We start from the raw sequence: 26,322 nt of genomic DNA, 5'->3' as shown, positions 1-26,322 counted from the left end.
CCGGTACCGGCAGGGTGCCCCTTTGTGTCGCGCGCTCAGTCACCCAACGCCTTGTTGCACGCGGCAGAGACATGCCCGGCGTTGCTTATCAACAAGGAGAGCTGGCCTACGCACTGCCAGTTGTTGGCAACCCGATTGTAGCTGCATGCCTTGGTCACCTTCGGTCCAACCACATAGCCTTTGGACTTGAGGTACTCCACGCAGTCGAACGGGCCGGCGTGGGCCGTGCCGGCTGTGGCCACCGGTATGACCCCCGCCGCCGCGACCACGCTCAACGCTGCAAGGAAACGTCTTACCTTCAACGCCAAAAATCCTTCCGTCTCACCATCAGAGTGGTCTGCCCTGACAGGGACACAAGATCATTGAAGCGGTCATGACACTACCGTTCGGCGATCAACTGGCTTGAATCAGAAGGAGATCGAGCAAAAAAGGGCACCCGACGCAGCTGGTCGGGTGCCCTTATCTCGTGAGTGCTGCGGCGGCTACGCCGTCTTCTGCTCCCCCGGCCCCCGCCCCCGCGCATCCCGCGGGATCAGGGTCGGATTCACGTTGGAGTGGACGACGTCCGCGGTGATGACGACTCGGGCCACGTCCTTGCGGGACGGGACCTCGTACATCACGGACATCAGGACTTCCTCCATGATGGCGCGCAGGCCGCGGGCGCCGGTCTGGCGGAGGATGGCCTGGTCGGCGATGGCCTCCAGCGCCTCGCGCTCGAAGTCCAGCTCCACGCCGTCGAGTTCGAAGAGGCGCTGGTACTGCTTCACCAGCGCGTTGCGGGGCTCGACGAGGATCTGGAGCAGGGCCTCGCGGTCCAGGTTGTGGACCGAGGTGATGACCGGGAGGCGGCCGATGAACTCCGGGATCATGCCGAACTTGACCAGGTCCTCCGGCATGACGTCCTCGAACTGGTCCTTGGACTCCAGCTCTCGCTTGGAACGGATCGTCGCGCCGAAACCGATGCCCTTGGCACCGGCCCGGGACTCGATGATCTTCTCCAGGCCCGCGAAGGCACCGCCCACGATGAACAGGACGTTCGTCGTGTCGATCTGGATGAACTCCTGGTGCGGGTGCTTGCGGCCGCCCTGGGGCGGGACCGACGCCGTGGTGCCTTCCAGGATCTTCAGCAGCGCCTGCTGGACGCCCTCACCCGACACGTCGCGGGTGATGGACGGATTTTCGCTCTTTCGGGCCACCTTGTCGATCTCGTCGATGTAGATGATCCCGGTCTCGGCCTTCTTGACGTCGTAGTCGGCCGCCTGGATGAGCTTCAGCAGGATGTTCTCGACGTCCTCGCCGACGTACCCCGCCTCCGTCAGCGCGGTCGCGTCCGCGATCGCGAACGGGACGTTCAGCATGCGCGCGAGGGTCTGGGCGAGGAGGGTCTTGCCGGAGCCCGTGGGGCCCAGCAGAAGGATGTTGGACTTCGCCAACTCGATGGCGTCCTCGCGGCTTTGACCGCCGCCGTTCTCACCGGCCTGGACCCGCTTGTAGTGGTTGTAGACGGCTACGGAGAGCGCCTTCTTGGCCGCCTCCTGGCCGACTACGTACCCCTCGAGGAACTCATAGATCTCGCGGGGCTTCGGGAGCTCCTCCCAGCGAACCTCGCTGGTCTCGGCGAGCTCCTCCTCGATGATCTCGTTACAGAGGTCGATGCACTCGTCGCAGATGTACACACCGGGCCCTGCGATGAGCTTCTTGACCTGCTTCTGGCTCTTGCCGCAGAACGAGCACTTGAGCAGATCGCCGCCGTCACCGATGCGTGCCACGGTGTGCTTCCCCTTCGCCTGGGAGACGCCTGGACGATTGGAATCCAGCGGCTCCTGGTGCTGCCTTATGTCGACGGTACCTTGCCGGGCCCCCCGTTCGGGCCCCCCTTGGCACGGTTCGCTTTGACGTGCACCTTGCCGTGCACTGGGTCAAACGGTGCCAACCATGCCAAGGGGCGGCAGACAATACAGCTTTTCCGCCGTCAGCGGACGTCCGCGTTGTTCATCTTCCGCGTGGAGATGATCTGGTCGATCAGGCCGTACGACAGCGCGTCCTCGGCCGTGAGGATCTTGTCGCGCTCGATGTCCTCGCGGATCTTCTCGATCGGCGTGGTCGAGTGCTTGGCCAGCATGTCCTCCAGCTGGGCACGCATGCGGAGGATCTCGTTGGCGGCGATCTCCAGGTCGGAGACCTGGCCGCGGCCCGTCTCGCTGTACGGCTGGTGGATCAGGACGCGGGCGTTCGGCAGCGCCATCCGCTTGCCCGGCGTGCCGGCGGCCAGCAGGATCGCGGCGGCGGAGGCCGCCTGGCCCATGCAGACCGTCTGGATGTCGGGCTTCACGAACTGCATCGTGTCGTAGATCGCGGTGAGCGCCGTGAAGGAGCCGCCGGGGCTGTTGATGTAGACCGAGATGTCCCGGTCGGGGTCCATCGACTCCAGGCACAGCAGCTGCGCCATGACGTCGTTGGCGGAGGCGTCGTCGATCTGCACGCCGAGGAAGATCACCCGCTCCTCGAAGAGCTTCGCGTACGGGTCGTACTCGCGGATGCCCTGCGAGGTGCGCTCGACGAAGCGCGGGATGACGTAACGGGACTCGGCCGTCGGACCCGAGTACTGGGAGCGTGCGCTGTCGTGGAGGCCGCTGCCGGGGAAGTCGTTCACTTGTGTCTCCTGGGAGCCTGAAAGGGGCTGAGGCGGTCGGCTGAGGGCGTTACGGGGGTGAGCGTGCCGGCGGGTGCCGTCACGCCTGCCCGGCCCCGGTGCCGCCGCCGCCCGGCATGCCCGCGGCGGTGGCGATGACGTCGTCGATGAGGCCGTAGTCCTTGGCCTCGAAGGCGTCGAACCAGCGGTCGCGGTCCGAGTCACGGGTGATCTGCTCGACCGACTGGCCCGTGTGCTGGGAGGTGAGCTCGGCCATGCGCTTCTTGGTGTGCAGCAGCCGCTCGGCGTGGATCTTGATGTCCGAGGCGGAGCCGGCCAGGCCCGCGGAGGGCTGGTGGATCAGGATCTCGGCGTTCGGCAGCGCGAAGCGCTTGCCCGGGGTGCCCGCGCTGAGCAGGAACTGCCCCATCGAGGCCGCGAGACCCATGGCGATGGTCACCACGTCGTTCTTGATGTACTGCATGGTGTCGTAGATCGCCATGCCGGCCGTGATGGAACCGCCCGGGCTGTTGATGTAGAGGTAGATGTCCTTGTCCGGGTCGGCGGCAAGGAGCAGCAGCTGTGCAGTGATCTTGTTCGCGATGTCGTCGTCGACCGGCTGGCCGAGGAAGATGATCCGCTCGTTGAGCAGCCGGTTGTAGACATGGTCGCCGAGGCCACCGCCGATGGAAGGCTCGCCGGCGGCGGAGGGCATCAGATTCGTCACGTATCCACCTGCTCGTCTTACGACGGCGCCGGGCCGTCTTCACGTTTCCCTTCCGGGGGCCGAGCCGTTTCGCCGATGGCTCCGCCCTCGTATTCATGGACCCTAACGCGGTGGATCCGCCGGTGAATCCCGCAAAGGGAACTGTTCGCTGTCAGCGCATGTACCCGGCCGGGCCGAAGGGGGAATGCCCGGTCGCCACCGGCCGGCCGAAGGGGCGCTGCTCGCGCGGTTCCCCGTGCCTTCGGGGAAGCGGATGGGCCCCCGGGGGGACAAGATCCCCGGGGGCCCATCACGGCGTCACGAGCGGAGCGGTCAGGCCTCGGGGGCCTTCTCCTCGGCCTCAGCCGCGGCGGGGGCCTCCTCGACGGATCCCTCGGCGGCCTCTGTGGCCTCGGTGGTCTCCTCGTCCTCGTCGTCGTCCAGGTCGACGATCTCGCCGTTCGTGTCCTTCACGGTGGCGGACTCGACGACCAGGGCCAGGGCCTTGCCGCGGGCGACCTCGCCGACCAGGAGCTGGACCTGGTTGTTCTGGACGACGGCCTGGGCGAACTGGTCCGGGGACATGCCGGAGGAAGCCGCGCGGCGCATGAGGTGCTCGGTGAGCTCCTCCTGGTTGACGTTCAGCTTCTCCTTGGCGACCAGCTCGTCGAGGACGAACTGGGTCTTGATGCCCTTGACGGCCGCTTCCTTGGTCTCGGCGTCGAACTCCTCGACCGTCTTGCCCTGGATCTCGAGGTACTTCTCGAGGTCGAGACCCATCTGGCCGAGCTGGTGGTGCTCCAGGTTGTGCTTGCGGGTGTTGATCTCGTCCTCGAGCAGCTTCTCGGGGACGGGCACCTCGACGAGCTCCAGCAGCTTCTCCAGGACGCGCTCCTGGGCCTGCGTGGCCTGGTCGTACTGCTTCATGTTCTCCAGGCGCTTGCGGCTGTCGGCGCGCAGCTCCTCGAGGGTGTCGAACTCGGAGGCGAGCTGGGCGAACTCGTCGTCCAGGGCCGGGAGTTCCCGGGAGGCGACCTGGGAGACCTTGACGGTGACCTCGGCCTCCTTGCCGGCCGCCGAGCCACCCTTGAGCTCGGAGGTGAAGGTGGCCTCGCCACCGGCCTCCAGGCCCTTCACGGCGTCGTCGATGCCGTCCAGCAGCTCGCCGGAGCCGATGGTGTAGGAGACGCCCTCGGCGACTCCGTCCTCCAGGATCTCTCCGTCGACCTTGGCCTCCAGGTCGAGCGTCACGACGTCGCCGTCCTCGGCGGCACGCTCGACCGGGGAGGTGGAGGCGAAGCGCTCGCGGAGCTGCTCGACCGCCTTCTCGATGTCCTCCTCGGTGACCTCGACGGCGTCGACCTCGACCTCGATGCCGGAGTAGTCCGGGATCTCGATGGTCGGGCGGACGTCGACCTCGGCGGTGAAGTTCAGCGTCTCGCCGTCCTTCAGCTCCGTGATGTCGACCTCGGGCTGGCCCAGGACGTTGAGCTCGGCCTCGTTGACCGCGTCGGTGTAGAACTTCGGAAGCGCGTCGTTGACCGCCTCCTCCAGGACCGCACCGCGGCCGAACCGCTGGTCGATGACGCGGGCGGGGATCTTGCCCTTGCGGAAGCCCTTCACCGTGACCTGCTGGTTGATCTTCTTGTACGCCGCGTCGAGGCTGTCCTTGAGCTCCTCGAAGGGCACCTCGATGCTGAGCCGAACCCGGGTCGGGTTCAGGGTCTCCACGGCGCTCTTCACGGTTCGGTCTCCTTGGGGGCTGACTTCTTGGGGTTCTGCTATGTCCCCCACCGGTACGGCGGGGCTTCAGCGGATTCGCGGCCCTTGAGAGACGTGAGAGTGCAGACACACGGGCGCGCAGCTTGCATAGTAACCGCAGGCGGTACACGCCCCAAAAGGCGATCTTGCCGGTGGCGGGTGACGCCGTACCGGCGCGGTGGTCGGGGTGGCGGGATTTGAACCCACGGCCTTCCGCTCCCAAAGCGGACGCGCTACCAAGCTGCGCCACACCCCGTCTGGTGCGACACGTAGGGTACATGCCCGCAGGCCATACGGTTGCCGGATTTACCGAGCGCGCGGGCGCGTGCGACGGCGGCTTCCGGGGCGCGCCCCGGAAGGGGTGTGCGGCGAAGGCGCCCGACCCGCTACGATGCCTTCTGTGCCGCGGTCCTCCGACCTGCGGCGCGTGCTGTGCGGGCGTAGCTCAATGGTAGAGCCCTAGTCTTCCAAACTAGCTACGCGGGTTCGATTCCCGTCGCCCGCTCTGAACGAATCAGGGCCAGTCAGAGGATCCTTCCTCCGCCTGGCCCTGATCATTTCCCGGGGAGCGAACCCGTCGTGTCGGCCCACCGCGTGATGCGCGTCGCCGAGCGGGGCAAGCCACAGAACACGGCGGAGTGCTGTCCGTGTCCCTCGCGTGCCCGATCCGCCCGCCCTCATGGCCTCCGGCCCGGTTTCGAGATGATCCTCGGACCGGGCCGGAGGTTTTTTCGTCGTCTCGGGGTGGTGACCGGCGGTTCGCTTCCTCACTTTGTGTGTTCGTACGGTCACTAGAACTGGATCGAGTTGATCGTGTCCGCTATCGAGTTGAGGAAGCGTTGGATGTCGTCGGCCATGCCCGTCGAGGCGAGGAAGAAGCCGAAGAGGATGGCGACGACGGCCGGGCCGGCCTTGATCGTCCCTCCTCGCATCAGAACCACCAGGATGATCCCCAGCAAGAGCACCACTGACAGCGAAATGGCCACACAGATCACACCCTCGGTCGGTCCGCACTCCCGGCCCGGGGCGCCGACCCCACGCGCACCCCGCCAGAACCATCGTGCCACCAACCAGCCCGTCATATGCAGCGGCTGAGACAACGTCGGCCACGGCACCGCACCCGCGCCACCCCCGCCCCCGGTCAACAGGAGGGCTTCGGAAGTGAATTCGGGGTGATCATTTCCGTGCACACACAACCTGAGCGCAGGGAATTCGAATTGTTGCCACAGACACATCAAGGGGCCCACCCAGGGCGGTAATTAACCGGACATTTCACCGAAATCGCCTGCGCATGTTATGCACCATTTAGTCGGGATGAATGCGGACAGACCGATGCATGCCATGCGCTTGAGGTGTACGGAGAGTGATGTTCTGCAGGATGCACACTTCACCGAATCCTGGGTACGCGTGAGTGACACGTACCCCTCAATACAGGATTCACGTCGGTGGTTTTACGGAATCGCACAGACAACGCTAGGGTGCCTCAGATGTTCACCGCTGCCTCGTCCCCCGCTTGCGCAGCGAGTGCTCGGACCGTCCCCCGGGGTCCCCGGCGGGAGGGTCCGTGACGAACTCGCTGCGACCGCACGACCGGTCCAGGGCGCCGCTCCCGCCGGCACAGTCACCACAGTCGCCGGCCGACGGAGTGCCGAGTCCGCGCTCGCTGAAGTCCTCGTCCCCTCACCCGACGCCAAGTGGCGCCTCCCCGGAGGCCAGACCGGCCAAACAACGTGACGCGTTCTTCGACAACGCCAAGTACCTCGCCATCGTGCTCGTCGCGATGGGGCACGCGTGGGAGCCGCTGACCGACCACAGCCGCGCCGCCGAGGCGCTGTACATGTTCGTGTACACCTTCCACATGCCGGCGTTCATCATCATCTCCGGCTACTTCTCGCGCAGTTTCGACATGCGCGCCGACCGGCTCCGTCGGCTGATCACCGGCATCGCCGTGCCGTACGTCCTCTTCGAGATCGCGTACTCCGTCTTCAAGCGGTACGGCAACGACGATCCCTCGCACCCGATCAGCCTGCTCGACCCGTGGTACCTCACCTGGTTCCTGATCGCGCTGTTCGTGTGGCGGCTGACGACCCCGCTGTGGAAGGTCGTGCGCTGGCCGATCCCGGTGGCGCTCGGCATCGCGGCGCTCGCCTCCGTCTCGCCCGACATCGGCGACGACCTGGACCTGCAACGCGTCCTGCAGTTCCTGCCGTTCTTCGTCGTCGGCCTCTTCATGAAGCCCGCGCACTTCCAGTTCATGCGGCGTCGTGAGGTGCGGATGCTCTCCGTGCCGGTGGCGGCTGCCGCGCTGGCGATGGCGTACTGGGTGGGGCCGCACATGAACTCGGCGTGGTTCTACCACCGTGACAGCGCGCAGGAGTTGGGGGCGCCGTGGTGGGCCGGGGTCGTCATGACCTTCGCGCTCTTCGGCTGCTCCATGGTGCTCACCACCTGCTTCTTCGCCTGGGTGCCCCGGCGGAAGATGTGGTTCACCGTCCTGGGCGCGGGCACGCTGTACGGCTACCTGCTGCACGGGTTCCTCGCCAAGGGCTCGCGCTTCTGGGACTGGTACGACGCCAACGCGTGGGTGTACCAGCCGCTCGGCGAGCTCCTCGTCACGGTCTTCGCGGCGGCCGTCATCACCGTGTTGTGCACCCCGCCGGTGCAGCGGATGTTCCGGTTCGCCATGGAGCCCAAGATGGAGTGGGCGTTCAAGCGGGACGCCGCCGAGCTGGCCCGGGAGCGGGGGAAGGCCGGCGCCAAGGCCTAGCCCCACGGGGCGTGGGCCGTTTCACCGCTGCCTCGCCGGATGCGTCACATCGCCTCCTCGGTCGTCGGTTCGTCCGGCAGGCCGAGGAGGTTTCGCATGTGGGCGTACTTGGCGGTCAGGCGGGTGCGGGTGGGGGTGTCCAGGGCGGCCAGGCGGGCGGGATTCGCGTTGTGCGCCAGGTCGGACTGTTTGACCAGGAGGGCGCCGGGGGTGGCGAGGATGCGGGCGGCGTAGTCCTCCGGGGGTTCGCCGGGGTGTTTGGTGAGGGCCAGGACGATGGCCTTCGTGCGGGCGGTCAGGGGGGCCTGGGTCAGCCACTCCTCGGTGAGGGCGTCGTCCTCCAGGGCGTCGTGCAGCCAGGCTGCGGCGATCTGGTCGGGGTCGCCGCCGCGGGTGGCTACGCCGTGGGCGACCGCTTGGAGGTGTTCGGTGTAGGGGCGGCCGGCCTTGTCGGTCTGGGGGGCGTGGGCGGTGCGGGCGAGGGTCTCTACTTCGGGGAGGGTGAGGTGGGTCGGGGGCATCGGGGTCGGGGGCATCGGGGTCGGGCTCCTGTGGGTTTGTGGTTGCGGTCCTGATTGTCGCCCCCGCCTCCCCTACCCGTCCCGTCCTCCAGGGGCTGTGCCCCTTCGACCCCCTTGGGTGCCTGGGAGGTCGGGGTGGGGTGGGGGTGATGGGGGGTGATGGGGGAGGTGGGGGGGGGTGGGTGTGGTGCGTGGTGGGTGCGGGTTCATCGTGGTTGCTCGCGCAGTTCCCCGCGCCCCTGAGGAGCGCGCGGTTCCCGGCGCCCCTGAGGAGCGCGCCGTTCCCGGCGTCTTCGAGGGCACGCGGTACCTCACGCCCTCGAAGACGCACACCGTGCTCCAGCCCCGTGCGGGGGGGCGGCCGGAGCTTCGGGGGCGTTCACCTTGTTGCTGTGGGGCCTTCTCGGCAGATCAGTAGGAGGGCCCGGTCGTCGTTGACGTCCTTGGCGACCGCTTCGATCAGGTGCCAGGCGGCGCCGTGGAAGCCACCGGCGACGTAGCGGTCGGCCTCGCCGGTGAGGCGGTCGATGCCTTCGACGATGTCGCGGTCGGAGGTCTCGACGAGGCCGTCGGTGAAGAGCATCAGGACGTCGCCGGGGCGCAGGGAGCCCTTGACGGGGTCGAACTGGGCGCCGTCGTAGACACCGAGGAGGGGGCCCTCGGCCACCTTCTCCTCCCAGCGGCCGGTGCCGGCGCTGAGCTGGAGGCCCGGCGGGTGGCCGGCGGAGAAGAGTTCGTAGTCGCCGGAGTCGAGGTCGAGGACGAGGTGGATGGAGGTCGCGAAACCCTCGTCCCAGTCCTGGCGCAGAAGGTAGCCGTTGGCCGCCGGGAGGAACGCGTGCGGCGGGAGCGAGCCCAGCAGGCCGCCGAAGGCGCCGGAGAGGAGCAGGGCTCGGGAGCCCGCGTCCATGCCCTTGCCGGAGACGTCGGTGAGGACGACTTCGAGGGTGCGGCCGCCGTTCGTCCGGGCGGCCACGACGAAGTCGCCGGAGAACGACTGGCCGCCCGCCGGGCGCAGGGCCATCTCGCGGTGCCAACCGGTCGGCAGTTGCGGCAGCTTGCTCTGCACCCGGATGCGTTCGCGCAGGTCGAAGAGCATGGTGCCGCCGCGTCGCCAGGGGACGCCGACGCGACTGCGGAACTGGGCGATGAGGAGACCGAAGAAACCGCAGGCGGCGACCACCAGCACGGTGCCGGGCGTGACCCGGGCCGGACCGTCGGTGTAGGGGCCGAGCTTCACGGACTCCACGATCAGCGCGGTCGCCGCGGCCGCGTAGAGGCCGAGGAGGCTGGCGGGCCGGAGCAGCAGACCGCCCGCGACGATGGGGAGGACAAGGGCGGCGGGCGAGAACCAGACCTCGTTGATCATCGTGAAGCAGGCGATCAGCGGGATCATCATCAGCAGACCGGCGAGGGCGATCCAGTCGGAGCCGTCCCCGCGGAAGTAGTCGACGGCGGATTTGCGCACGCCGGTGCGGGCCCGGTGAACCAGCTTCTTCATCCGGGCCGTGAGCGTATCGGCCGCCGCGCGCCGCTCTCGTCCTGCTGCCATTGTTCGGGACCTTATCCATCGGACCAGCCCCTGTGCACAGGAGGTCCTACTTGTCCCCCTTCCGAGGGCCGGTTCACGACGAATCTCACACAGATCTCACACCGGAACGCGTGATTCGGCCCCCGTGCGCCCTCCGTGCGGCACCTGGGAAGGATCCCACGTCGAACGGCGACGCGCGGGGCAAATTCGTTCGCTCGTACCGGATCGCCCTGCTAGGCATGACGTATGACCACTGAGCTGCGGGCGCTGCGCAAGGAAGACTGGAACGTCTGGTACGACAACCTCCTCCGCGCCTTCGGCGGCGCCGTCGAACCCGCCGAGGAACGGGAGTTGTGGAAGGCACTCACTCCGTACGACCGCTCGATCGGCGTGTGGGACGGCGACCAATGCGTGGGCACGGCCGGGGCGTTCGACTTCCGGCTCGCGGTGCCCGGGGGCGCCGTCGTCCCGGCGGCGGGCGTGACGATGGTCGGCGTCGCGGCCACGCACCGGCGGCGCGGGGTGCTGACGTCCATGATGCGGCGCCAGTTGGACGACATCCGCTCCTGGGGCGAGCCGCTGGCCGTGCTCACCGCGTCCGAGCCGATGATCTACGGCCGCTTCGGATACGGCCTGGCCACCCACCGTCTCGCCGCCGACTTCGACACCGCCCGGGTACGGCTGTCCCTGCCGCCCGGCACGGACGACGTACGGCTGCGGTACGCGGATCCCGCCGAGGTGCTCGACGTGTGCGAGGCGGTGTACGCCCGCCGCGTGCCGGAGCGGCCGGGGATGCTGGAGCGGCGGCCCGGCTGGGAGCGGGTGGACCTGCTCGACACCGAACGCCACCGGGACGGGGCCTCGCCGCTGCAGTGCGTGGTGGCCGAGCGTGCGGGTGCCGGGGGCGGTTCCGAGGTGGTGGGCTACGCCCGCTTCCGGATCAAGCCCGACTGGGGGCAGGCCGGGCCGGAGGGCGTCGTCCAGTTGAGCTCGCTGGAGGCCGCGGACCCGACCGCGCGGGCCGCGTTGTGGCGGTTCCTCTTCGACATCGACCTGACGCAGTGCGTGGTCGCCCACCGGCTGCCGGTGGACGAGCCGGTGCTGCACCTGGTGTCGGACATCCGCCGGTGCGGGCTGCGGGTCAGGGACGATCTGCATCTGCGGCTCGTCGAGGTCGGTGCCGCGCTGCGGACTCGGACCTATCAGGCGCCGCTGGACGTCGTGTTGGAGGTCGAGGACGCCTTCTGTCCCTGGAACGAGGGGCGTTGGCGGCTCACCGGCGACACCAAGGGCGCGACCTGCGAACGGACCGCCGACGCCGCCGATCTCTCCCTCTCGGTACGGGAGTTGGGGGCGGCCTATCTGGGTGGCGTGAGCCTGGCCTCCCTGGCCGCGGCCGGGCTGGTGCGGGAACTGCGCGAGGGGGCGCTGGCCGAGGCGTCCACGGCCTTCCTGTCATCGGGGCTCGCGCCTTGGCTGCCGCACGGGTTCTAGGGCATCGGGGCAGGAGTGCGCGGGTGCACCGCTGTCGCGCGCGGGTTCACCGCTGTTGGCAGGACGGGCACCAGAAGAGGTTGCGGGCGGCGAGATCGGCGGTGCGGATCTCGCCACCACAGATGTGACAGGGCAGAGTCGCCCTGCGGTACACGTACACCTCACCGCCGTGGTCGTCGACGCGGGGCGGACGGCCCATCGCCTCCGGGAGGTGTTCGGGGCGGACCGTGTCGATGCGGTTGTGGCGTACGCCCTCGCGCATCAGGGCGACGAGGTCGGCCCAGATGGCGTCCCACTCCGCCGGGGTGATGTCCCTGCCCGCGCGGTACGGGTCGATGCCGTGCCGGAAGAGGACCTCCGCGCGGTAGACGTTGCCGACGCCCGCGATCACCTTCTGGTCCATGAGGAGCGCGGCGATCGTCGTACGGCTGCGGGAGACGCGGGCGTACGCGCGTGCCGGGTCGGCGTCGGGGCGGAGTGGGTCCGGGCCGAGGCGTGCGTGTACGGCCTGCTTCTCGGCGTCCGTGATCAGGGCGCAGGTCGTCGGGCCCCGGAGGTCCATGTACGCCGTGTCGTTGCGCAGTCGGAGGCGGACGGTGTCCGTGGGCGGGGGCGCGGGGGCGGGGCCGAAGGTGACCTTGCCGAAGAGGCCGAGGTGGATGTGGACGCGTTCCTCTGCGTCCGCGTCGCCGAAGTGCAGGAAGAGGTGTTTGCCGTGGGCCTCGGCGGTGTGGAGGGGGGTGTCGGTGAGGAGGGCGGCCGCGTCGGCGAACTTGCCCTGAGGGCTGGTGACGTGGACGTTCCGGCCGGTGCCGGTGCCGGTGCCGCCGGTGCCGCCGGTGCCGAAGTGGGTGAGGCAGTCTTCGGCGAGACGGTGGATGGTGTGCCCCTCCGGCACGGGGTCCTCCGGGGTTCGGGGGGTGGGGGTGGTTGGGGTGCGTTGTCGAGTGCGGGTGCGTGGGGCTTCTCGCGCAGTTCCCCGCGCCCCTGAAAGCCCAGGCCCTGCGGGCCTGGAAGCTCAGGTCCTGCGGGCCTGGAAGCCCAGGCCCTGCGAGCCCGGAGGGCGGCGGCCCTGCGCGGGGGAGCCTCACCGGAGACGCGGCCACCCGCCCGAGCCCGGCAGGTCGGGCTCGTAGGCGGGGTGCGGGAGGCTACGGCTGGGGGTGGTGGGCCGGGATCGGCGGCAGGTCGCCCGTCGTCTCGTAGGACGCCAGCATGTCGATACGGCGGATGTGACGCTCGTCACCGGAGAACGGGGTGTTGAGGAAGGTCTCGACGAACTTGGTCGCGTCTTCCTGGGAGTGCATCCGGGCGCCGACCGCGACCACGTTCGCGTTGTTGTGCTCGCGGCCGAGCGCTGCGGTCTCGGCGCTCCACGCGAGGGCCGCGCGGACGCCGGCCACCTTGTTCGCGGCGATCTGCTCCCCGTTGCCCGAGCCGCCGATGACGATGCCGAGGGACCCGGGGTCCGCGGCCGTGCGCTCCGCCGCGCGGAGGCAGAACGGCGGGTAGTCGTCCTGGGCGTCGTAGATGTGGGGCCCGCAGTCGACGGGCTCGTGGCCGGCGGCCTTCAGCCACTCGACGAGGTGGTTCTTGAGTTCGTATCCGGCGTGATCCGAGCCGAGGTAGACGCGCATGGTCCGAGTGTGACACGCGCGTTTCGGCGCGGCACGACGGGGTGTGGGACCAGGAAACCGTGAGCCGAACCACAGAACCTCAAGTAAACCTCAAGTAACGATCTGGATTCAAAGGTTCAGGATTGCCTGCACCTCCGATTCACTGGACCGATCTTTACAGCGGCCCATCGGCCCCCGGCTGTGCACTCTCGTCCCCCGCTCTGACGAGAGTCGATCGGGGAGTCCTTGGGCAGACGCACGGAAGTCCCCACAACGGCGCAAAGGAAACCTCCCCCCATGACCTCGCAGCCGACTCTGCCGAACCCGGCAGACACCCAAGGCTCCTCCTCACCCCCCTCACCCGGTCTGCACGCCGGCCTCAAGAACCGTCATCTGTCGATGATCGCCATCGGTGGTGTGATCGGTGCCGGTCTCTTCGTCGGGTCGAGTTCCGGCATCGCCACGGCCGGTCCCGGCATCCTGCTGTCGTACGCGCTCGTCGGCACGATGGTGGTGCTGGTGATGCGGATGCTCGGTGAGATGTCCGCCGCCAACCCGACCTCGGGTTCGTTCTCGGCCCACGCCGACCGCGCGCTCGGGCGCTGGGCCGGGTTCTCGATCGGCTGGCTTTACTGGTTCTTCTGGGTCGTCGTGCTCGCGGTCGAGGCGACCGCGGGTGCGGTGATCCTGGAGGGCTGGATCCCCGCCGTCCCGCAGTGGGGCTGGGCGCTGATCGTGATGGTCGTGCTGACCGCCACGAACCTGGTGTCGGTCGGTTCCTACGGTGAGTTCGAGTTCTGGTTCGCCGGGATCAAGGTCGTCGCGATCGCCGCGTTCATCGTGGTGGGCGGGCTCGCCGTCTTCGGGCTGCTGCCGGGCGCCGAGACCGAGAAGGCCGGGCTGGCCAACCTGACCGACCACGGCGGGTTCCTGCCCAACGGCGCGGGCGCCATCCTCATCGGTGTGCTGCTGGTCGTCTTCTCCTTCATGGGCAGCGAGATCGCCACACTGGCCGCCGGGGAGACGGAGAACCCGCAGAAGGCGGTCACCAAGTCCACCAACAGCATCATCTGGCGGATCGGCGTCTTCTACCTCGGCTCGATCTTCGTCGTGGTGACACTGCTGCCGTGGAACGACCCGTCGATCAAGGAGAAGGGCTCCTACGTGGCCGCCCTGGACTCCCTGGGGATCGCGCACGCGGGGCAGATCATGAACTTCATCGTGCTGACCTCGGTGCTGTCCTGTCTCAACTCCGGTCTCTACACCGCGTCGCGGATGGCGTTCTCCCTGGGTGAGCGCGGTGACGCGCCGCGCGCGTTCGGCCGTACGAACGCGCGGGGTGTGCCGATGGCGGCCATCCTGTCCTCGGTGGTCTTCGGGTTCGTCGCGGTCGTCTTCAACTACTTCTTCCCCGAGGGTGTCTTCCTCTTCCTGGTCAACTCCTCCGGTGCGGTCGCCCTGTTCGTGTGGCTCGTCATCTGCTTCTCCCAGCTGCGCATGCGGCGGATCATCGAGCGGGAGACGCCGGAGAAGCTCGTCGTGAAGATGTGGCTGTACCCGTATCTGACGTGGGCCACCATCGGGCTGATCCTCTTCGTCCTCGGCTACATGCTCACCGACACCGAGCACGGCAACCGCGAGATCCTGCTCCTGTCGCTGCTGGTCGCGGCGGTCGTCGTCGGCATCGCGCTCGTGAAGGAGAAGGTCCGGGGCGGGAAGTCCGCCACCGCCGAGGTGTCCGACAAGGTGCACTGACCTCTCCGAGGTCGGGGGTCCGGTGGCGGTTCGCCCGCTGCCGGGCCCCTTTTCGTGCTCTCGGGGCCTCTCGAGGCCTCTCGGGGCCTCTCCGGGCCTACAGGGGGGTGAAGCTCTCCTCGACCTTCTCGTAGATCGGGAGGGCGCGGTCTTCGATGTCGGGGTGGTACCAGGTGGTGAGCTGGTAGGACTTGCCGCCGGTGTTGAAGCCCAGGGAGCGGACGTGCCAGGGCAGTTCCTGGGCGGTGACGGTGTACTCCCACACGACGGCGGGCTCGCCGCGGAACTCCGTCTCCTCCAGACGGATCCGCTGGTATCCGGGTCCCTCTCCGGTGCTCTTCTCCTTCTTCCGCCATTGCTCCAGCAGGTCGCCGCGCGCCAGGGAGGCCTTGCCGACGATCTCCTGGCGGGCGTCCGGCGAGGTGTAGTGCACCTCCGCGCCGGCGTGCACCTCCCGGGAGAAGCCGTCGGGCGGGACCCAGGCGAAGACGCCGGCCTCCGTACGGGCGCCCGGCGGAAGCTTCGGTGGGCGGGAGGTGCCGGCCACGGTGGGCGTGGGATGCGGGCCGGAGGGCGAGGTGGTCGTCGACGACGCCTTGTCGTCCCTGTCGTCGGGCGAGCCGTTCATCGCCGGTACGACGACCGCGGCCACGGCGGCGGTCACGGCCACGGCGGCGGCCGCGGCGAGGCCGATACGGCGGTTGTTCCGTCGAGGGCCTACGGGGCTCGGCGGATCGTCGGGCTCCGTACGCCTGGACGGCACGGGTGGGCCCGGGAGTTCTCCGGGCGGCATGAGGGTGGGTTCGGGACTCAGCCCCGGGGTGGGCCTGGGCCGGGTCGGGAGGTCGCTGTCGGCCGTGTGTGCGGGGGTCTCGGGCGAGGGGTCGAGGTCAGGGTGGTCGGGGGTTGCCGGGCGCTGGGTCGCGAAGGGCGGAGGGGGCGGGAAAGGGGTGCGGCGGCGGACGGGGGTGGTGGCTCGGTCGGGTTGGGGGGCGGAACGTGCTGTGGGGGTGGGGCTTGCTGTGGGGGTGGGGCTTGCTGCCTGGGTCGGGGCTCGTGCGGGCGAGGGGGGCGTCGCCTCCGGTTCCGGTTCCGGTTCCGGGGCGGTGCCGGTCGGCGGTGGCGCGCTACCGGCCGGTGGCCTCGGCCTCTCCTCGACCGGCGCCGGAGGTCCCGCGTTCGCCTCGTCGGGGCCCGTTGCGGACTCCGCGATGCCGGACTCCGGTTCTTCGCGCCCCACTGCGGCGTGTGCGGTTCGAGGGCCCGACTCGCCCGGCACACCCGGCACACCCGGCACACCGGCGGGCTCTCCTTCCTCCGTGTCCGGCGGTCCCGGCTCTGCCGTCGCCGTAGCCATCCCCATCCCCGTCGGCGTCGGCGTCGGCGGGGCGACCGCCGGAGGTGCGGTGATGGCGCGCAGTGCCTCGGTGAGTTGGGGCAGGCCGGGCCGGGCGTCGGGGTCCTTCGCGAGGAGGGCGGCCAGGAGATGTTGGAGGGGGCCCGCGGCTGCGGGGAGTTCGGGCTCCTCGTAGAGGACCGCGTGGAGGGTGGCGAGGGTGGTGGAGCGGGAGAAGGGGGAACGTCCGCCGAGGGCCGCGCAGAGCGTGGCGCCGAGTGACCAGAGGTCGGAGGGCGGGCCCTGGGGGCTGCCGGAGACGCGCTCGGGGGCCATGTAGTCGGGGGAGCCGACGAGCATGCCGGCCATGGTGAGGGCCTCGGCGTTCTGGATGGCGGCGATGCCGAAGTCGGTGAGGACGGCCCGGTGGGAGCCCGTACGCCTGATCAGGACGTTGGCCGGTTTGATGTCGCGATGCAGCACGCCCTGTGTGTGCACCTGAGCCAGCGCGTCGACGAGTTCGAGGCCGATACGGGCCGTGTCGTGCGCGTCGAGGGGGCCGTCCTCCACCACCAGTCGCTCCAGGGAGCGGCCGTCGACCAGCTCCATGACGATCCAGAGCCGTTCGCCCGCGTCGACGACGTCGTAGACGCGTACCACGTTGGGGTGGTCGATCCGGGCCGTGGCCCTGGCCTCGCGCAGGGTTCGCTCGCGTCGGGTGCGGCTGTCCTCCGGGTCGTGACCGTCGATACGCATTTCCTTGACGGCCACCTGACGGTCGAGTATTTCGTCGGTGGCCCGCCAGACCCGGCCCATTCCGCCCTGGCCGATGCTTTCGACCAACCGATAACGGCCGGCCACCATAAGACCCGGAACACCGCCCCGCGTTATTTCCGGCACCCCCATGCCCCCCTTCGGCAACCCTTTCCCAACTGACCGCACGCGCCACAACCGAACCACATAGTCGCGCATTGGTCACACTTCGTGCCGACCCAGCATAATGCCGAGAAATCTTGTGGTACCTCTTCATAGGCCGTGAATTCAGGCACGGCCAGGGGGACCCAAGGGGGATGGAACATGAGTTCTCATCGTAAGGCTGCCATCGCCGGATCACTGCTCACCGCGTCGTTCACGTCGCTGATGATCCTCGGCTTCACGGCCTCGGCGGACGACGAGGGGGGATTGAGCAATCATGGCGGAAAGACCATGGACGCGGCACCGGCAGACGTAAAGCTCTCGACGCTGCTGTCCAAGGAGATCACAGTCGACAACAAGTCCGGGGAAACGGATATCACCGGCGTCGTGAAGAACGAGGGCAGCAAGGCGAGCGGGGAAATCCGATTGCTCGTGGTCGGTTTCGACGGCATGACGGTCAAGAACGTCAAGGGCTGTTCGGCAATTCCGGAGGGGGATCTTCCCGACGGCGCGAACAGCGGTTTCGCTTGCGCGATCGACGATCTGGCGGCCGGGAAGTCGAAGACCTATGCGATCGACGCCACGTACGACCTGAGCGAGCAGGGCAAGATCTGTCTGCCGGTGCAGAACGCCGACGGTTCCAAGACGTACTGGCAGCAGGGCCCGGTCCCGTTCGGCACGACCAACCAGTCACCGAACGAGCCCGCCACGCCGCTGCTCCTCGGCACCGACAACAGTCCGGTCACGCCCGGCGGCGGGGGCGGGAAGGACGACAAGCCGGACGAGCTGCCCCGGACCGGCCCCGCCGACCGCGTCCTGCCGCTGGGCATGGCGGGCGCCGCGCTCATCTCGGCCGGCGCCGCGGGTCTGTGGTGGAACCAGCGGCGGACCCGGCAGGAGTCCTGATCCGGAACACCGGACACCGGAACACCGGAAGGCCCGAGGGCCCCGACGCCCGCAGGCCCCAAACCGCCGAAGAGGCTCGCCGTGGCGCGGTCGGAGTACGCCCCGGCGAACCTCTTCGGTGGTGTCGCAGGCGTCGACCGGGGCGTGAAGGAGACCGCGACCACCACGTCCGACGCGCACGACCTGCCCCACTCCGGGCACGGCAGGAAAGCCAACGCCGAGTTGACCCGGTACGACCGGATGACGGCCCGCCGCAGGCCGAAGAAGGGGAAGCCCGGGTCGAAGGGCTACCACGAGGCGAGGAAACCGCGGGCGAAGGCGCACAAGAAGGTCGCCAGGCAGCGAGAGGACACCGGCCGCAAGTGGGCCAAGAAGGTGGTCCGCGACCACGACGCCATCGCCGTCCGGGCTGGTCTCAACCCGGCTGGTGCCGATGGCGGAAGACCTCCTGGAGCGCTGCTCCAGGAGGCGGCCTGAGCCAGGAATCCCCTTCCCCTTCAGGGAGGGGAGGATTCAATTCTTCAGCAGCTTCCATGCCGTCGGCAGCAGCCCCATGGCGAGCACGACCTTGATGGCGTCGCCGATCAGGAAGGGGGTGAGGCCGAGCGCGACAGCGGAGGAGAGGCTGATGTCGGCGGTGGCGGCGAGGTAGGGGACGCCGACGGCGTAGATGATCACCTCGCCGACGAGCATCGTGCCGGCCATCCGCAGCGTGGAGCGGTCGCCGCCCCGACGGGCCAGGGCGCCCACGGCGGCGACCGCCAGGATCATGCCGAGGATGTAGCCGAAGGAGACGCCGACGCCGGACGTGCCGTTCGCGAACCACGGCACGCCGAGCAGGCCGACCAGCGCGTAGAGGGCGAGGGAGGCGACACCCCGGCCCGCGCCGAGGGTGGTGCCGACGAGCAGGGCCGCGAAGGTCTGGCCGGTGACCGGGACCGGCGAGCCCGGCACGGGCACCGCGATCTGGGCGGCGAGCCCGGTGAGCGCGGCGCCGCCCACCACGAGCGCGATGTCGCGGGCGCGGACGCCGGAGAGGGGCAGACGGTCGGCGAGGACCTCGCCGGGGCGGGCTGACGTGGCGACGGCGGTGCTCATGTTCGGGCTCACTCCGACGGGTGACGGTGGCGGGGACACGGTGACGCTATCCCAGGCCCCAGGTGCCGGACACCGTCAGCGCTCGACAAAGGGGGGAACGACGGCTTGGTGGGCTTCACACAAAGGATGTGGGTTACACCTGGTACGGCGTGACACCGGTCACTGAGGTGGCGCGGCTTGGGTCCTGACGGGGTGTCGCCTCACATCTGTAGGGTTTCACCAATCGGGCCGGAGGGGTGGACAGGTGCCGTCTCGCCCGTCGGTCGCCGTCTGGGCAGCGGTGGGCCGTTTTGCTAGCTTCGACCGCATGGTTGCCCAGGCCCGGTATTTCTCGTCGCGTCGCTACGTCGATCTGCGACGCGTGGGCGCGGCCACCTGTCGCCGACCCGGGTGAGGCGGCTCCGGCACGCCTCGCCTTCCGTGAGGCGCAGTGTCGGACCCGTTCCCGAGGATGATCGCCATGCCCCGTGCCGCGACAGCACCCACCCTTCAGGCTCCCCTTCCCCCAACTCCCGCTTCTTCGGCCGCCCTTCGGGCCGCTCCCCCGTCGGCCCCCGCGGCGGCTGCCGGATCTCCCGTACCGCGTGCCGCCGACAGTGACCGGCGGCGGACCAGTGCCAGCGTGGTCCTGCGGTCCGTGCTGGAGCACGGTCCCGTGGCGCGCAGCGTCATCGCCCGGGTGACGGGGCTGTCGCCGGCGTCGGTGACCGACTACTGCGCCCGGTTCACCGGGCTCGGTCTCGTCCGTGAGGCCGAGCCTCCCCGGCGCTCCAAGGGGGCGGGGCGTCCGCATGTGCCCCTCGACCTCGACGACTCGCGGTTCGTGGTGGGCGGGGTGCATGTGGCCGTCCCGTTCACGACGGTCGCTCTGCTCGATCTGCGCGGACGGGTGCTCGTGGAGCGGCGGTCCACGCACACGTCCACCGAGCCCGGGACGGTCCTGGCGCGGGCCGCCGACGAACTCCGGGCCCTGCTGGACGCGAGGCCGGGCTGCCGGGCCCTGGCCGTCGGCTTCGCGGCCGGCGGCTGGGTGGACCGGGAGACCGGCACCGTCGTCGAGCATCCGTTGCTGGGCTGGCGCGATGTGCCGGTGCGGGACGTGCTCGGTGCCCGGACCGGGCTTCCGGTCCATGTGGACGGGCACGCGCGGGCGTTGGTGGGAGCCGAGCAGCTGTTCGGGGGGGCGCGGGGCAGTCGGAGTGTGCTGCATCTGTTCGTCGGCAACTTGGTGGACGCGGCGTTCGCGACCAACGACGAGGTGCACCACGGGCCGCGCTCGCAGGCCGGGTCCGTCGCGCATCTGCCGTTGCCCGGAGGCACCGAGCCCTGCGACTGCGGGCGCGTCGGTTGCCTCCAGGCCGAGTTGAGCGAGCGGACCCTGTGCCGGCGGGCCCGGGAGGCCGGGGTCATCGACGGGACGAACCCGATGCGGGTGCTGGCCGCCGCGGCGGACGGCGACGCGACGGCCGTACGGCTGCTGGTGGAGCGGGCCCGGATGGTGGGGCGGGCGGTGGACCTGCTGCTCGACGTGCTGAACCCGGAGACCGTGGTCGTCACCGAGATCGGGGTGATCGGCCGGGCGGACTGCCTGGCCGCACTGCACGAGATGGTCGGGGCGGGCCGGGCGGCGACCGTGGCGCCGACGAGCTTCGCCGATCGCGTGCCGGCCACGGCGGGCGGGGCGGTGGCCCTGGACGTGCTGTTCCGGGATCCGCTGGGGTCCGTGGAGCGTCTGGAGCACACGTCGGCCGGGGCCGGTTAATTCAGAAACTCCGAATGTTGACAGGCCTTGCCGAAGACCGGGAACATCGTTTTCATGCTGCTCACGAGTTGTCGCACCCTCTGTTGCTGACACGTTGACGTCCCGGAGTGCCCACCGCACTCCGGCGTACGCGGCACTTCCTCCTGCGTGACATTCACTTCCGCGGCTTTCCGCTGTCCCCGTCCGCTTCCGCGGTTTCTCCGTGCGCCCTTTCATGCGCAGTCCCACCGTTCACCTCTGGGGGTCCTCCCATGCCTTCTTCCGCCGCGCCCGGTTTCGACCGGCGACTCTTCCTCACCTCTCTGCTCGGCGCCACGGCCGCGGCGGCCGGACTCAGCGGCTGCGCCGACAGCAGCGCGGCGACCGCCCGTACGGCGGCCGACGCGCCGCTGCCCACCAAGGTTCCCCCGGGTACGAGCCTGAAGATCTCCTCGTTCCAGAATCAACAGGAGTTGCAGCTCAAGCTCGCGAAACTCGACGATCTGCCTTTCAAGGTGCGCAGTTGGGCGAACATCGGCGCCGGCCCCGATGTCATCAACGCTTTCCGGTCGAGTTCGCTGGACGTCGCCAACAATGCGGGAATCCCGCCGATCCAGGCGCACTACCAGGGGTACGACGCGAAGATCGTCGCCATCAACATCACCCGGAAGCCGAACTATCTCTTCGCCACCAAACCCGGCAGCGACATCACCACGGTCAAGGATTTCCGGGGCAGGAAGCTCGCCTTCTCCCAGGGGCAGGCGCAGGGCGTCGTCCTCCTGCGGGCGTTGAAGGAGGCGGGCCTCGCCTACGACGACGCCGAGTTGGTCCCGCTGACCAGCAACCAGTTCCTGACCGCCCTCCAGTCGGGCCAGGTGGATGTCGCGCCGCTCGCCAACCAGCAGGCGCCCGCCTATCTCCAGCAGTACGGGTCCAAGGGGGCCCGCACGATCCCCACCGACGTGGTGGACCTGCTCAACCTGCTGTGGGCACCGGCCTCCGTGCTGGGCGACTCCGCGAAGGCGGCCGCCGTCGCCGCGTACATCCCCTACTGGGCGAAGGGCGCGGTCTGGCAGTACGAGAACCCGGACAACTGGAACGAGGAGTTCTACGTGAAGACCCAGAACCTGACACCCGCCCAGGCCCAGTCGATCAGCGAGCTGGCCAACAAACCGCTCTTCCCGCCGAGTTGGGACGAGGCGATCGCATGGGAGCAGGAGACCGCCGATCTGCTGGCGGAGGGCGGCTTCGTGAAGAAGTTCGACGTCGGCACGCTCTTCGACCGGCGGTTCGAGGGGATCGCCGCGAAGGCCGTGACCGCGGAGTACCGGAAGTGAGCGCCGTGACCACGGGTGCCGCCCCCGCGGGCGCGAACAGCGCCGACGCCGCCGAGGCGAGCACCGTGACCGACACGGCAGAAGCGAGCAGCGTGACCGACACGGCCGCCCCCGGCACGTCCCGGTCCGGCGCCGACGCGTCCGACGCCGCCTCGTCCCGCGCCCTCGCGGCCGTGGACGAGACCGGTCAGGTCCGCAGGCGCCGCCGTCTCTCCCCCGGCAGGCGACTGCCCGCCTCCCGGCTGGTCGGGCCGGCGCTGGTCCTCGCCCTCTGGGCCGTCGCCTCCGCTGCCGGTCAGCTCGATCCGGCGGCGATACCGGCGCCCTGGACCGTGCTGGAGACCGGGGTCCGTCTGTGGACCGACGGGACGTTGACGACGGACATCGTGACCTCGTTGCAGCGGGCCGGGTCCGGGTTCGCGATCGGGCTGACCGCCGGTGTCGCGCTCGCCCTGGTCTCCGGGCTCAGCCGCACCGGCGAGGCGCTGATCGACGGGACCGTGCAGCTCAACCGGGCGATCCCGACGCTGGGTCTGATCCCGCTGTTCATCCTCTGGCTGGGCATCGGCGAGACCTTCAAGATCGCGATCATCGCCATCGTCGTCTACATCCCGATCTACCTCAACACCCATGCCGCGCTGGCCGGCATCGACAGTCGTTTCGTCGAACTCGCCGAGGTGCAGGGCCTGTCACGGTTCCGGTTCGTCCGGCAGATCGTCGTTCCCGGCGCGCTGCCCGGCTTCTTCGTGGGCCTACGGCTCGGGGTGACCGGCTCCTGGCTGGGCCTGGTCGTCCTGGAGCAGATCAACGCCACCAGTGGACTCGGCTACATGATGTTCCAGGCCCAGAACTACGGCCAGAGCGACGTCATCCTCGTCGGCCTGGCGGTCTACGGGATCTTCGGTCTGGTCTCCGACAGCGCGGTCCGTCTCATCGAACGGAGGGTGCTGTCATGGCGACGCACACTGAGCAGCTGACCACCACCGCCACCCGGCCCGCCGTCCAACTCCGGGATCTGACCAGGTCGTTCGACGGGCGCAAGGTCCTCGACGGGGTCGACCTCGACATCCCCGCCGGGCAGTTCGTCGCTCTGCTCGGGCACAGCGGCTCCGGCAAGAGCACGCTGCTGCGTGCGGTCGCCGGGCTCGACCACGAGGTGGCGGGCAGCGGCCGGCTGACCGCGCCGGCCAGGGTGTCCGTCGTCTTCCAGGACTCCCGGCTGCTGCCCTGGCGCCGGGTCCTCGACAACGTACTGCTGGGCACCGAGGGCAGGGAGGCCGCCGGCAAGGGCCGTGAGGCCCTCGCCGAGGTGGGCCTCAAGGGCCGCGAGCGCGCCTGGCCGAACGAGCTGTCCGGCGGTGAGGCCCAGCGCGCGGCGCTGGCCCGCTCCCTGGTCCGCGAACCCGAACTGCTGCTCGCCGACGAGCCGTTCGGCGCGCTCGACGCGCTCACCCGGATCAGGATGCACACCCTGCTCAGGCAGCTGTGGGAGCGCCACCGGCCGTCCGTCCTGCTCGTCACCCATGACGTGGACGAGGCGATCGTGCTCGCCGACCGGGTCCTCGTGCTCGAACAGGGCCGTATCGGCCTCGACCTGACCATCGACCGCCCGCACCCGCGCTCGTACCGGGATCCCCTGCTGGGCGAGTACCGCGAGCGGCTGCTGGCCGCGCTCGGGGTGACGGAGGACCACCAGTGACCCGCTACGCAGCACCACCAGTGACCCGGGAGAACAGACACGTGCCGCGACGACAGCTCCATCTCAACGCCTTTCTGATGAACACCGGGCACCACGAGGCCTCGTGGCGGCTGCCCGAGTCCGACCCGTACGCGCACGTCGAGCTGGACCACTACGTGCGGCTGGCCCGGATCGCGGAGCGCGGTACGTTCGACTCCCTGTTCCTGGCAGACGGGCCGCAGCTGTGGGGCAGCGTGGGCCAGCGTCCGGCGGGCGCCCTGGAGCCGCTCACCCTGCTGACCGCGCTGGCGACGGCCACCGAGCACATCGGCCTGATCGCCACCGCCTCCACCTCCTACAACTCCCCCTACAACCTGGCCCGCAAGTTCGCCTCGCTCGACATCCTGAGCGGCGGCCGGGCCGGCTGGAACATCGTCACCACCGCCGGCGCCGAGGCCGCCCGCAACTTCGGCCTGGACGCCGAGCCCGCGCACGCCCAGCGGTACGCCCGGGCCGCCGAGTTCCTCGACGTGGCGCTGAAGCTCTGGGACAGCTGGGAGGACGACGCGATCGTCGCCGACAAGGAGACCGGTGTCTGGGGCGACGACACGAAGATCCACCCGCCCCGGCACCGGGGGACGTACTTCAGTGTCGAGGGCGCGCTCAACGTGCCGCGCTCGCCGCAGGGTTATCCGCTGCTGGTGCAGGCGGGGTCCAGCGAGGACGGCAAGGCGTTCGCCGCGCGGTACGCGGAGGCCGTGTTCACCGCGCAGCAGACCGTCGGGGACGCGCGGGCCTTCTACGCCGACCTCAAGTCCCGCACGGTCGCGGCCGGCCGGGATCCCGAGCACATCAAGGTGCTGCCGGGGCTCGTCCCCGTCCTCGGGTCGACGGAGGCCGAGGCGCGGGCCGCCGAGCGGGCACTGGAAGACCACATCGTGTACACGCACGGGGTGGGAAATCTGGAGCGGCTGCTGCAACTGCCCCCCGGTTCACTTGAGTTGGACGCCCCGCTGCCGGCCGATCTGCCGCCGGAGAGCGCGATCGAAGGTGCCAAGAGCCGCTACACGCTCGTCGTCGAGCTGGCCCGGCGCGACCGGCTCACCGTGCGGGAGCTGATCGGGCGCCTGGGCGGCGGGCGCGGGCACCTCACCTTCGCCGGTACGCCCGAGCAGGTCGCCGACGAGATCGAGACCTGGTTCACGGGAGGTGCCGCCGACGGCTTCAACATCATGCCCGCGGTGCTGCCGTCCGGCCTCGACGCCTTCGTCGAGCACGTCGTGCCGATCCTGCGCGCCCGCGGTCTGCTCCGCACCGCATACGGACCGCGCCGGACCCTGCGGGACCGCTACGGCCTGCCGCGTCCCGCCAACCAGCACGTGAAGCAAGCCGCCCCCGCACTCGCGTCCGCACCTGCGTCCACACCCACACCCACCCTCGTCCGACCCCGGCTCCCGGAAGGAACCGCACCATGACCATCGACATCCGCAAGGTCACCGGAAACATCGGCGCCCGAGTCTCCGGCGTCGACGTCTCCCAGCCCCTCGACGGGGAGACCGTCGCCGCGCTGCGTGAGGCGCTCAACGTCCACAAGGCGCTCGTGTTCGACGACGTGGACCTCGACGACGACGGCCATCAGGCCTTCGTCCGTCACTTCGGCGACATCACCACCGCCCACCCGACCGTGGCCGCCGTGGCGGGTGCCGCGAACGTCCTGCCCGTGGACAGCGAGCGGGGGCGCGCCAACCACTGGCACACCGACGTCACGTTCGTGCTCAACCCGCCGCAGGCCACCACCCTGCGCAGCATCACGATCCCGCCGTACGGCGGCGAGACGCTGATCGCCAACGCGGCGGCGGCCTACCGGGACCTGCCCGAGCCGCTGCGGCGACTGGCCGACGGGCTGTGGGCCGAGCACACCAACGACTACGACTACGCGGTGCCGGACGAGGAGATCGACGCGGAGCGGGCGGCGCAGCGCGCCCGGTTCACCTCGATCAAGTACCGCACGGCCCACCCGGTGGTCCGCGTCCACCCTCCCCCACTTCTCGACTTCGCTCGAAGCGGGGGGACCCCCATCCGGTGAACGCGGACTGTTCATAGGCGGGTTCGCGCAGCGGATCGTGGGCCTGTCGCTCGGCGAGTCCCGCAAGCTCCTGGACCTGCTCCAGTCGTACGTGACCCGGCCGGAGAACGTGCTGCGCCACCGCTGGTCGGAGAACCAGCTCGTCGTCTTCGACAACCGCGCCACCCAGCACTACGCCATCGACAACTACGACGGCCTGCCGCGCCGGCTGCACCGGGTGACCGTGGCCGGTGACGTTCCGGTGGGCATCGAGGGCAAGGAGAGCTACTCGATCGAGGGGGACGCCTCGCACTACACGCCGGTGGCCGCCCGGGCGGCCACTCCCGTAGCCGCGTAGTCACCTTCCGTGCCGGTCGCGTCCGGATCGCGGACAGCCCCTCCCTGCGGTGGAGGGGCTGTCCAGACTGTCGGCGTTTTGCCGTCTCACGCATTGGACGAACCG

Annotated in this window: 21 protein-coding genes, 2 tRNA genes and 2 pseudogenes; 12 read left to right on the top strand and 13 right to left on the bottom strand. The window is 69.6% G+C overall.

The annotated features are described in order from the left end of the window. Positions 1 to 35 precede the first annotated feature (35 nt). The 6 genes from K1J60_RS29145 to K1J60_RS29120 form a co-directional block, all read right to left on the bottom strand. A complete protein-coding gene (locus K1J60_RS29145; protein WP_220648793.1) occupies positions 36 to 302 on the bottom strand; it encodes a hypothetical protein in 267 nt (88 codons plus the stop codon). A 180-nt stretch (positions 303 to 482) separates the two neighbouring features. Beyond that, the gene (clpX, locus tag K1J60_RS29140; RefSeq protein WP_184894103.1) at positions 483 to 1,769 is read right to left on the bottom strand and encodes an ATP-dependent Clp protease ATP-binding subunit ClpX; all 1,287 of its coding nucleotides are present in this window, start codon (positions 1,767 to 1,769) and stop codon (positions 483 to 485) included. Between the two features lie 203 nt (positions 1,770 to 1,972). Continuing rightward, positions 1,973 to 2,653, bottom strand: coding sequence for an ATP-dependent Clp protease proteolytic subunit (locus K1J60_RS29135; protein WP_220648792.1), 681 nt, complete (start codon positions 2,651 to 2,653; stop codon positions 1,973 to 1,975). Between the two features lie 79 nt (positions 2,654 to 2,732). Beyond that, the gene (locus tag K1J60_RS29130) at positions 2,733 to 3,347 is read right to left on the bottom strand and encodes an ATP-dependent Clp protease proteolytic subunit (protein ID WP_033526458.1); all 615 of its coding nucleotides are present in this window, start codon (positions 3,345 to 3,347) and stop codon (positions 2,733 to 2,735) included. A gap of 324 nt (positions 3,348 to 3,671) precedes the next feature. Continuing rightward, positions 3,672 to 5,081, bottom strand: coding sequence for a trigger factor (tig, locus tag K1J60_RS29125; RefSeq protein ID WP_220648791.1), 1,410 nt, complete (start codon positions 5,079 to 5,081; stop codon positions 3,672 to 3,674). A gap of 197 nt (positions 5,082 to 5,278) precedes the next feature. Then, positions 5,279 to 5,355: transfer RNA gene (locus K1J60_RS29120), tRNA-Pro, on the bottom strand. Positions 5,356 to 5,533: 178 nt separating this feature from the next. Between K1J60_RS29120 and K1J60_RS29115 the strand changes: the two genes are divergently transcribed. Next, positions 5,534 to 5,604: transfer RNA gene (locus K1J60_RS29115), tRNA-Gly, on the top strand. A gap of 286 nt (positions 5,605 to 5,890) precedes the next feature. Here the strand turns inward: K1J60_RS29115 and K1J60_RS29110 are convergent. Further along, positions 5,891 to 6,085, bottom strand: a complete 195-nt coding sequence (locus K1J60_RS29110; protein ID WP_033526477.1) for a hypothetical protein — start codon at positions 6,083 to 6,085, stop codon at positions 5,891 to 5,893. Positions 6,086 to 6,663: 578 nt separating this feature from the next. Here K1J60_RS29110 and K1J60_RS29105 point away from each other — a divergent pair. Then, complete coding sequence (locus K1J60_RS29105) at positions 6,664 to 7,866, top strand: acyltransferase family protein (protein WP_220648790.1); 1,203 nt, start codon at positions 6,664 to 6,666, stop codon at positions 7,864 to 7,866. 44 nt (positions 7,867 to 7,910) lie between these two features. Here the strand turns inward: K1J60_RS29105 and K1J60_RS29100 are convergent, their stop codons facing one another. Then, complete coding sequence (locus tag K1J60_RS29100) at positions 7,911 to 8,387, bottom strand: HD domain-containing protein (protein ID WP_220651752.1); 477 nt, start codon at positions 8,385 to 8,387, stop codon at positions 7,911 to 7,913. Positions 8,388 to 8,766: 379 nt separating this feature from the next. After that, positions 8,767 to 9,939 carry a PP2C family protein-serine/threonine phosphatase gene (locus K1J60_RS29095; RefSeq protein ID WP_220648789.1) on the bottom strand — a complete coding sequence of 391 codons (1,173 nt, stop codon included), beginning with the start codon at positions 9,937 to 9,939 and terminating at the stop codon, positions 8,767 to 8,769. A gap of 225 nt (positions 9,940 to 10,164) precedes the next feature. Between K1J60_RS29095 and K1J60_RS29090 the strand changes: the two genes are divergently transcribed. After that, positions 10,165 to 11,412: a GNAT family N-acetyltransferase gene (locus K1J60_RS29090; RefSeq protein ID WP_220648788.1), complete on the top strand. Its 1,248-nt coding sequence runs from the start codon at positions 10,165 to 10,167 to the stop codon at positions 11,410 to 11,412. Positions 11,413 to 11,458: 46 nt separating this feature from the next. On the opposite strand, the gene K1J60_RS29085 is transcribed toward K1J60_RS29090, so the two are convergent. Further along, positions 11,459 to 12,310, bottom strand: coding sequence for an Fpg/Nei family DNA glycosylase (locus tag K1J60_RS29085; RefSeq protein WP_220648787.1), 852 nt, complete (start codon positions 12,308 to 12,310; stop codon positions 11,459 to 11,461). A gap of 253 nt (positions 12,311 to 12,563) precedes the next feature. Further along, positions 12,564 to 13,049, bottom strand: a complete 486-nt coding sequence (locus K1J60_RS29080) for a ribose-5-phosphate isomerase (RefSeq protein ID WP_220648786.1) — start codon at positions 13,047 to 13,049, stop codon at positions 12,564 to 12,566. A gap of 276 nt (positions 13,050 to 13,325) precedes the next feature. On the opposite strand from K1J60_RS29080, the gene K1J60_RS29075 reads away from it, so the two are divergent. Then, positions 13,326 to 14,783 carry an amino acid permease gene (locus tag K1J60_RS29075; RefSeq protein ID WP_220648785.1) on the top strand — a complete coding sequence of 486 codons (1,458 nt, stop codon included), beginning with the start codon at positions 13,326 to 13,328 and terminating at the stop codon, positions 14,781 to 14,783. Positions 14,784 to 14,880: 97 nt separating this feature from the next. Here the strand turns inward: K1J60_RS29075 and K1J60_RS29070 are convergent, their stop codons facing one another. Beyond that, the gene (locus K1J60_RS29070; RefSeq protein ID WP_259407966.1) at positions 14,881 to 16,983 is read right to left on the bottom strand and encodes a serine/threonine-protein kinase; all 2,103 of its coding nucleotides are present in this window, start codon (positions 16,981 to 16,983) and stop codon (positions 14,881 to 14,883) included. A gap of 213 nt (positions 16,984 to 17,196) precedes the next feature. Between K1J60_RS29070 and K1J60_RS29065 the strand changes: the two genes are divergently transcribed. Together K1J60_RS29065 and K1J60_RS29060 are read left to right on the top strand one after the other, a co-directional pair. Then, positions 17,197 to 17,940 (top strand): cell wall protein, encoded by a 744-nt coding sequence (locus K1J60_RS29065; protein ID WP_220648783.1) that lies wholly within the window; start codon positions 17,197 to 17,199, stop codon positions 17,938 to 17,940. 117 nt (positions 17,941 to 18,057) lie between these two features. After that, positions 18,058 to 18,417 (top strand): annotated as a pseudogene (locus K1J60_RS29060) (transposase); the annotation flags it as partial. 36 nt (positions 18,418 to 18,453) lie between these two features. On the opposite strand, the gene K1J60_RS29055 reads toward K1J60_RS29060, so the two are convergent. Then, positions 18,454 to 19,038 (bottom strand): biotin transporter BioY, encoded by a 585-nt coding sequence (locus tag K1J60_RS29055; protein ID WP_220648782.1) that lies wholly within the window; start codon positions 19,036 to 19,038, stop codon positions 18,454 to 18,456. Positions 19,039 to 19,660: 622 nt separating this feature from the next. Between K1J60_RS29055 and K1J60_RS29050 the strand changes: the two genes are divergently transcribed. The 6 genes and pseudogenes from K1J60_RS29050 (at position 19,661) to K1J60_RS29025 (ending at position 26,217) form a co-directional block, all read left to right on the top strand. Next, positions 19,661 to 20,800: an ROK family protein gene (locus K1J60_RS29050; protein ID WP_398683499.1), complete on the top strand. Its 1,140-nt coding sequence runs from the start codon at positions 19,661 to 19,663 to the stop codon at positions 20,798 to 20,800. Positions 20,801 to 21,051: 251 nt separating this feature from the next. Beyond that, the gene (locus K1J60_RS29045; RefSeq protein ID WP_220648780.1) at positions 21,052 to 22,116 is read left to right on the top strand and encodes an ABC transporter substrate-binding protein; all 1,065 of its coding nucleotides are present in this window, start codon (positions 21,052 to 21,054) and stop codon (positions 22,114 to 22,116) included. 173 nt (positions 22,117 to 22,289) lie between these two features. Beyond that, complete coding sequence (locus tag K1J60_RS29040) at positions 22,290 to 23,093, top strand: ABC transporter permease (protein WP_259408327.1); 804 nt, start codon at positions 22,290 to 22,292, stop codon at positions 23,091 to 23,093. Beyond that, positions 23,069 to 23,815: an ABC transporter ATP-binding protein gene (locus K1J60_RS29035; protein WP_220648779.1), complete on the top strand. Its 747-nt coding sequence runs from the start codon at positions 23,069 to 23,071 to the stop codon at positions 23,813 to 23,815. Before K1J60_RS29040 ends, K1J60_RS29035 begins: the two co-directional genes overlap by 25 nt. Positions 23,816 to 23,856: 41 nt before the next feature. Continuing rightward, positions 23,857 to 25,269 carry an LLM class flavin-dependent oxidoreductase gene (locus tag K1J60_RS29030; protein ID WP_259407965.1) on the top strand — a complete coding sequence of 471 codons (1,413 nt, stop codon included), beginning with the start codon at positions 23,857 to 23,859 and terminating at the stop codon, positions 25,267 to 25,269. Continuing rightward, positions 25,266 to 26,217: pseudogene (locus K1J60_RS29025) on the top strand (TauD/TfdA dioxygenase family protein). Before K1J60_RS29030 ends, K1J60_RS29025 begins: the two are co-directional and overlap by 4 nt. Positions 26,218 to 26,322 lie beyond the last annotated feature (105 nt).

This window comes from Streptomyces akebiae (assembly GCF_019599145.1).
In the GTDB taxonomy this organism is placed as follows: domain Bacteria; phylum Actinomycetota; class Actinomycetes; order Streptomycetales; family Streptomycetaceae; genus Streptomyces; species Streptomyces akebiae.
This window is presented reverse-complemented; position numbering and strand designations above follow the sequence as displayed.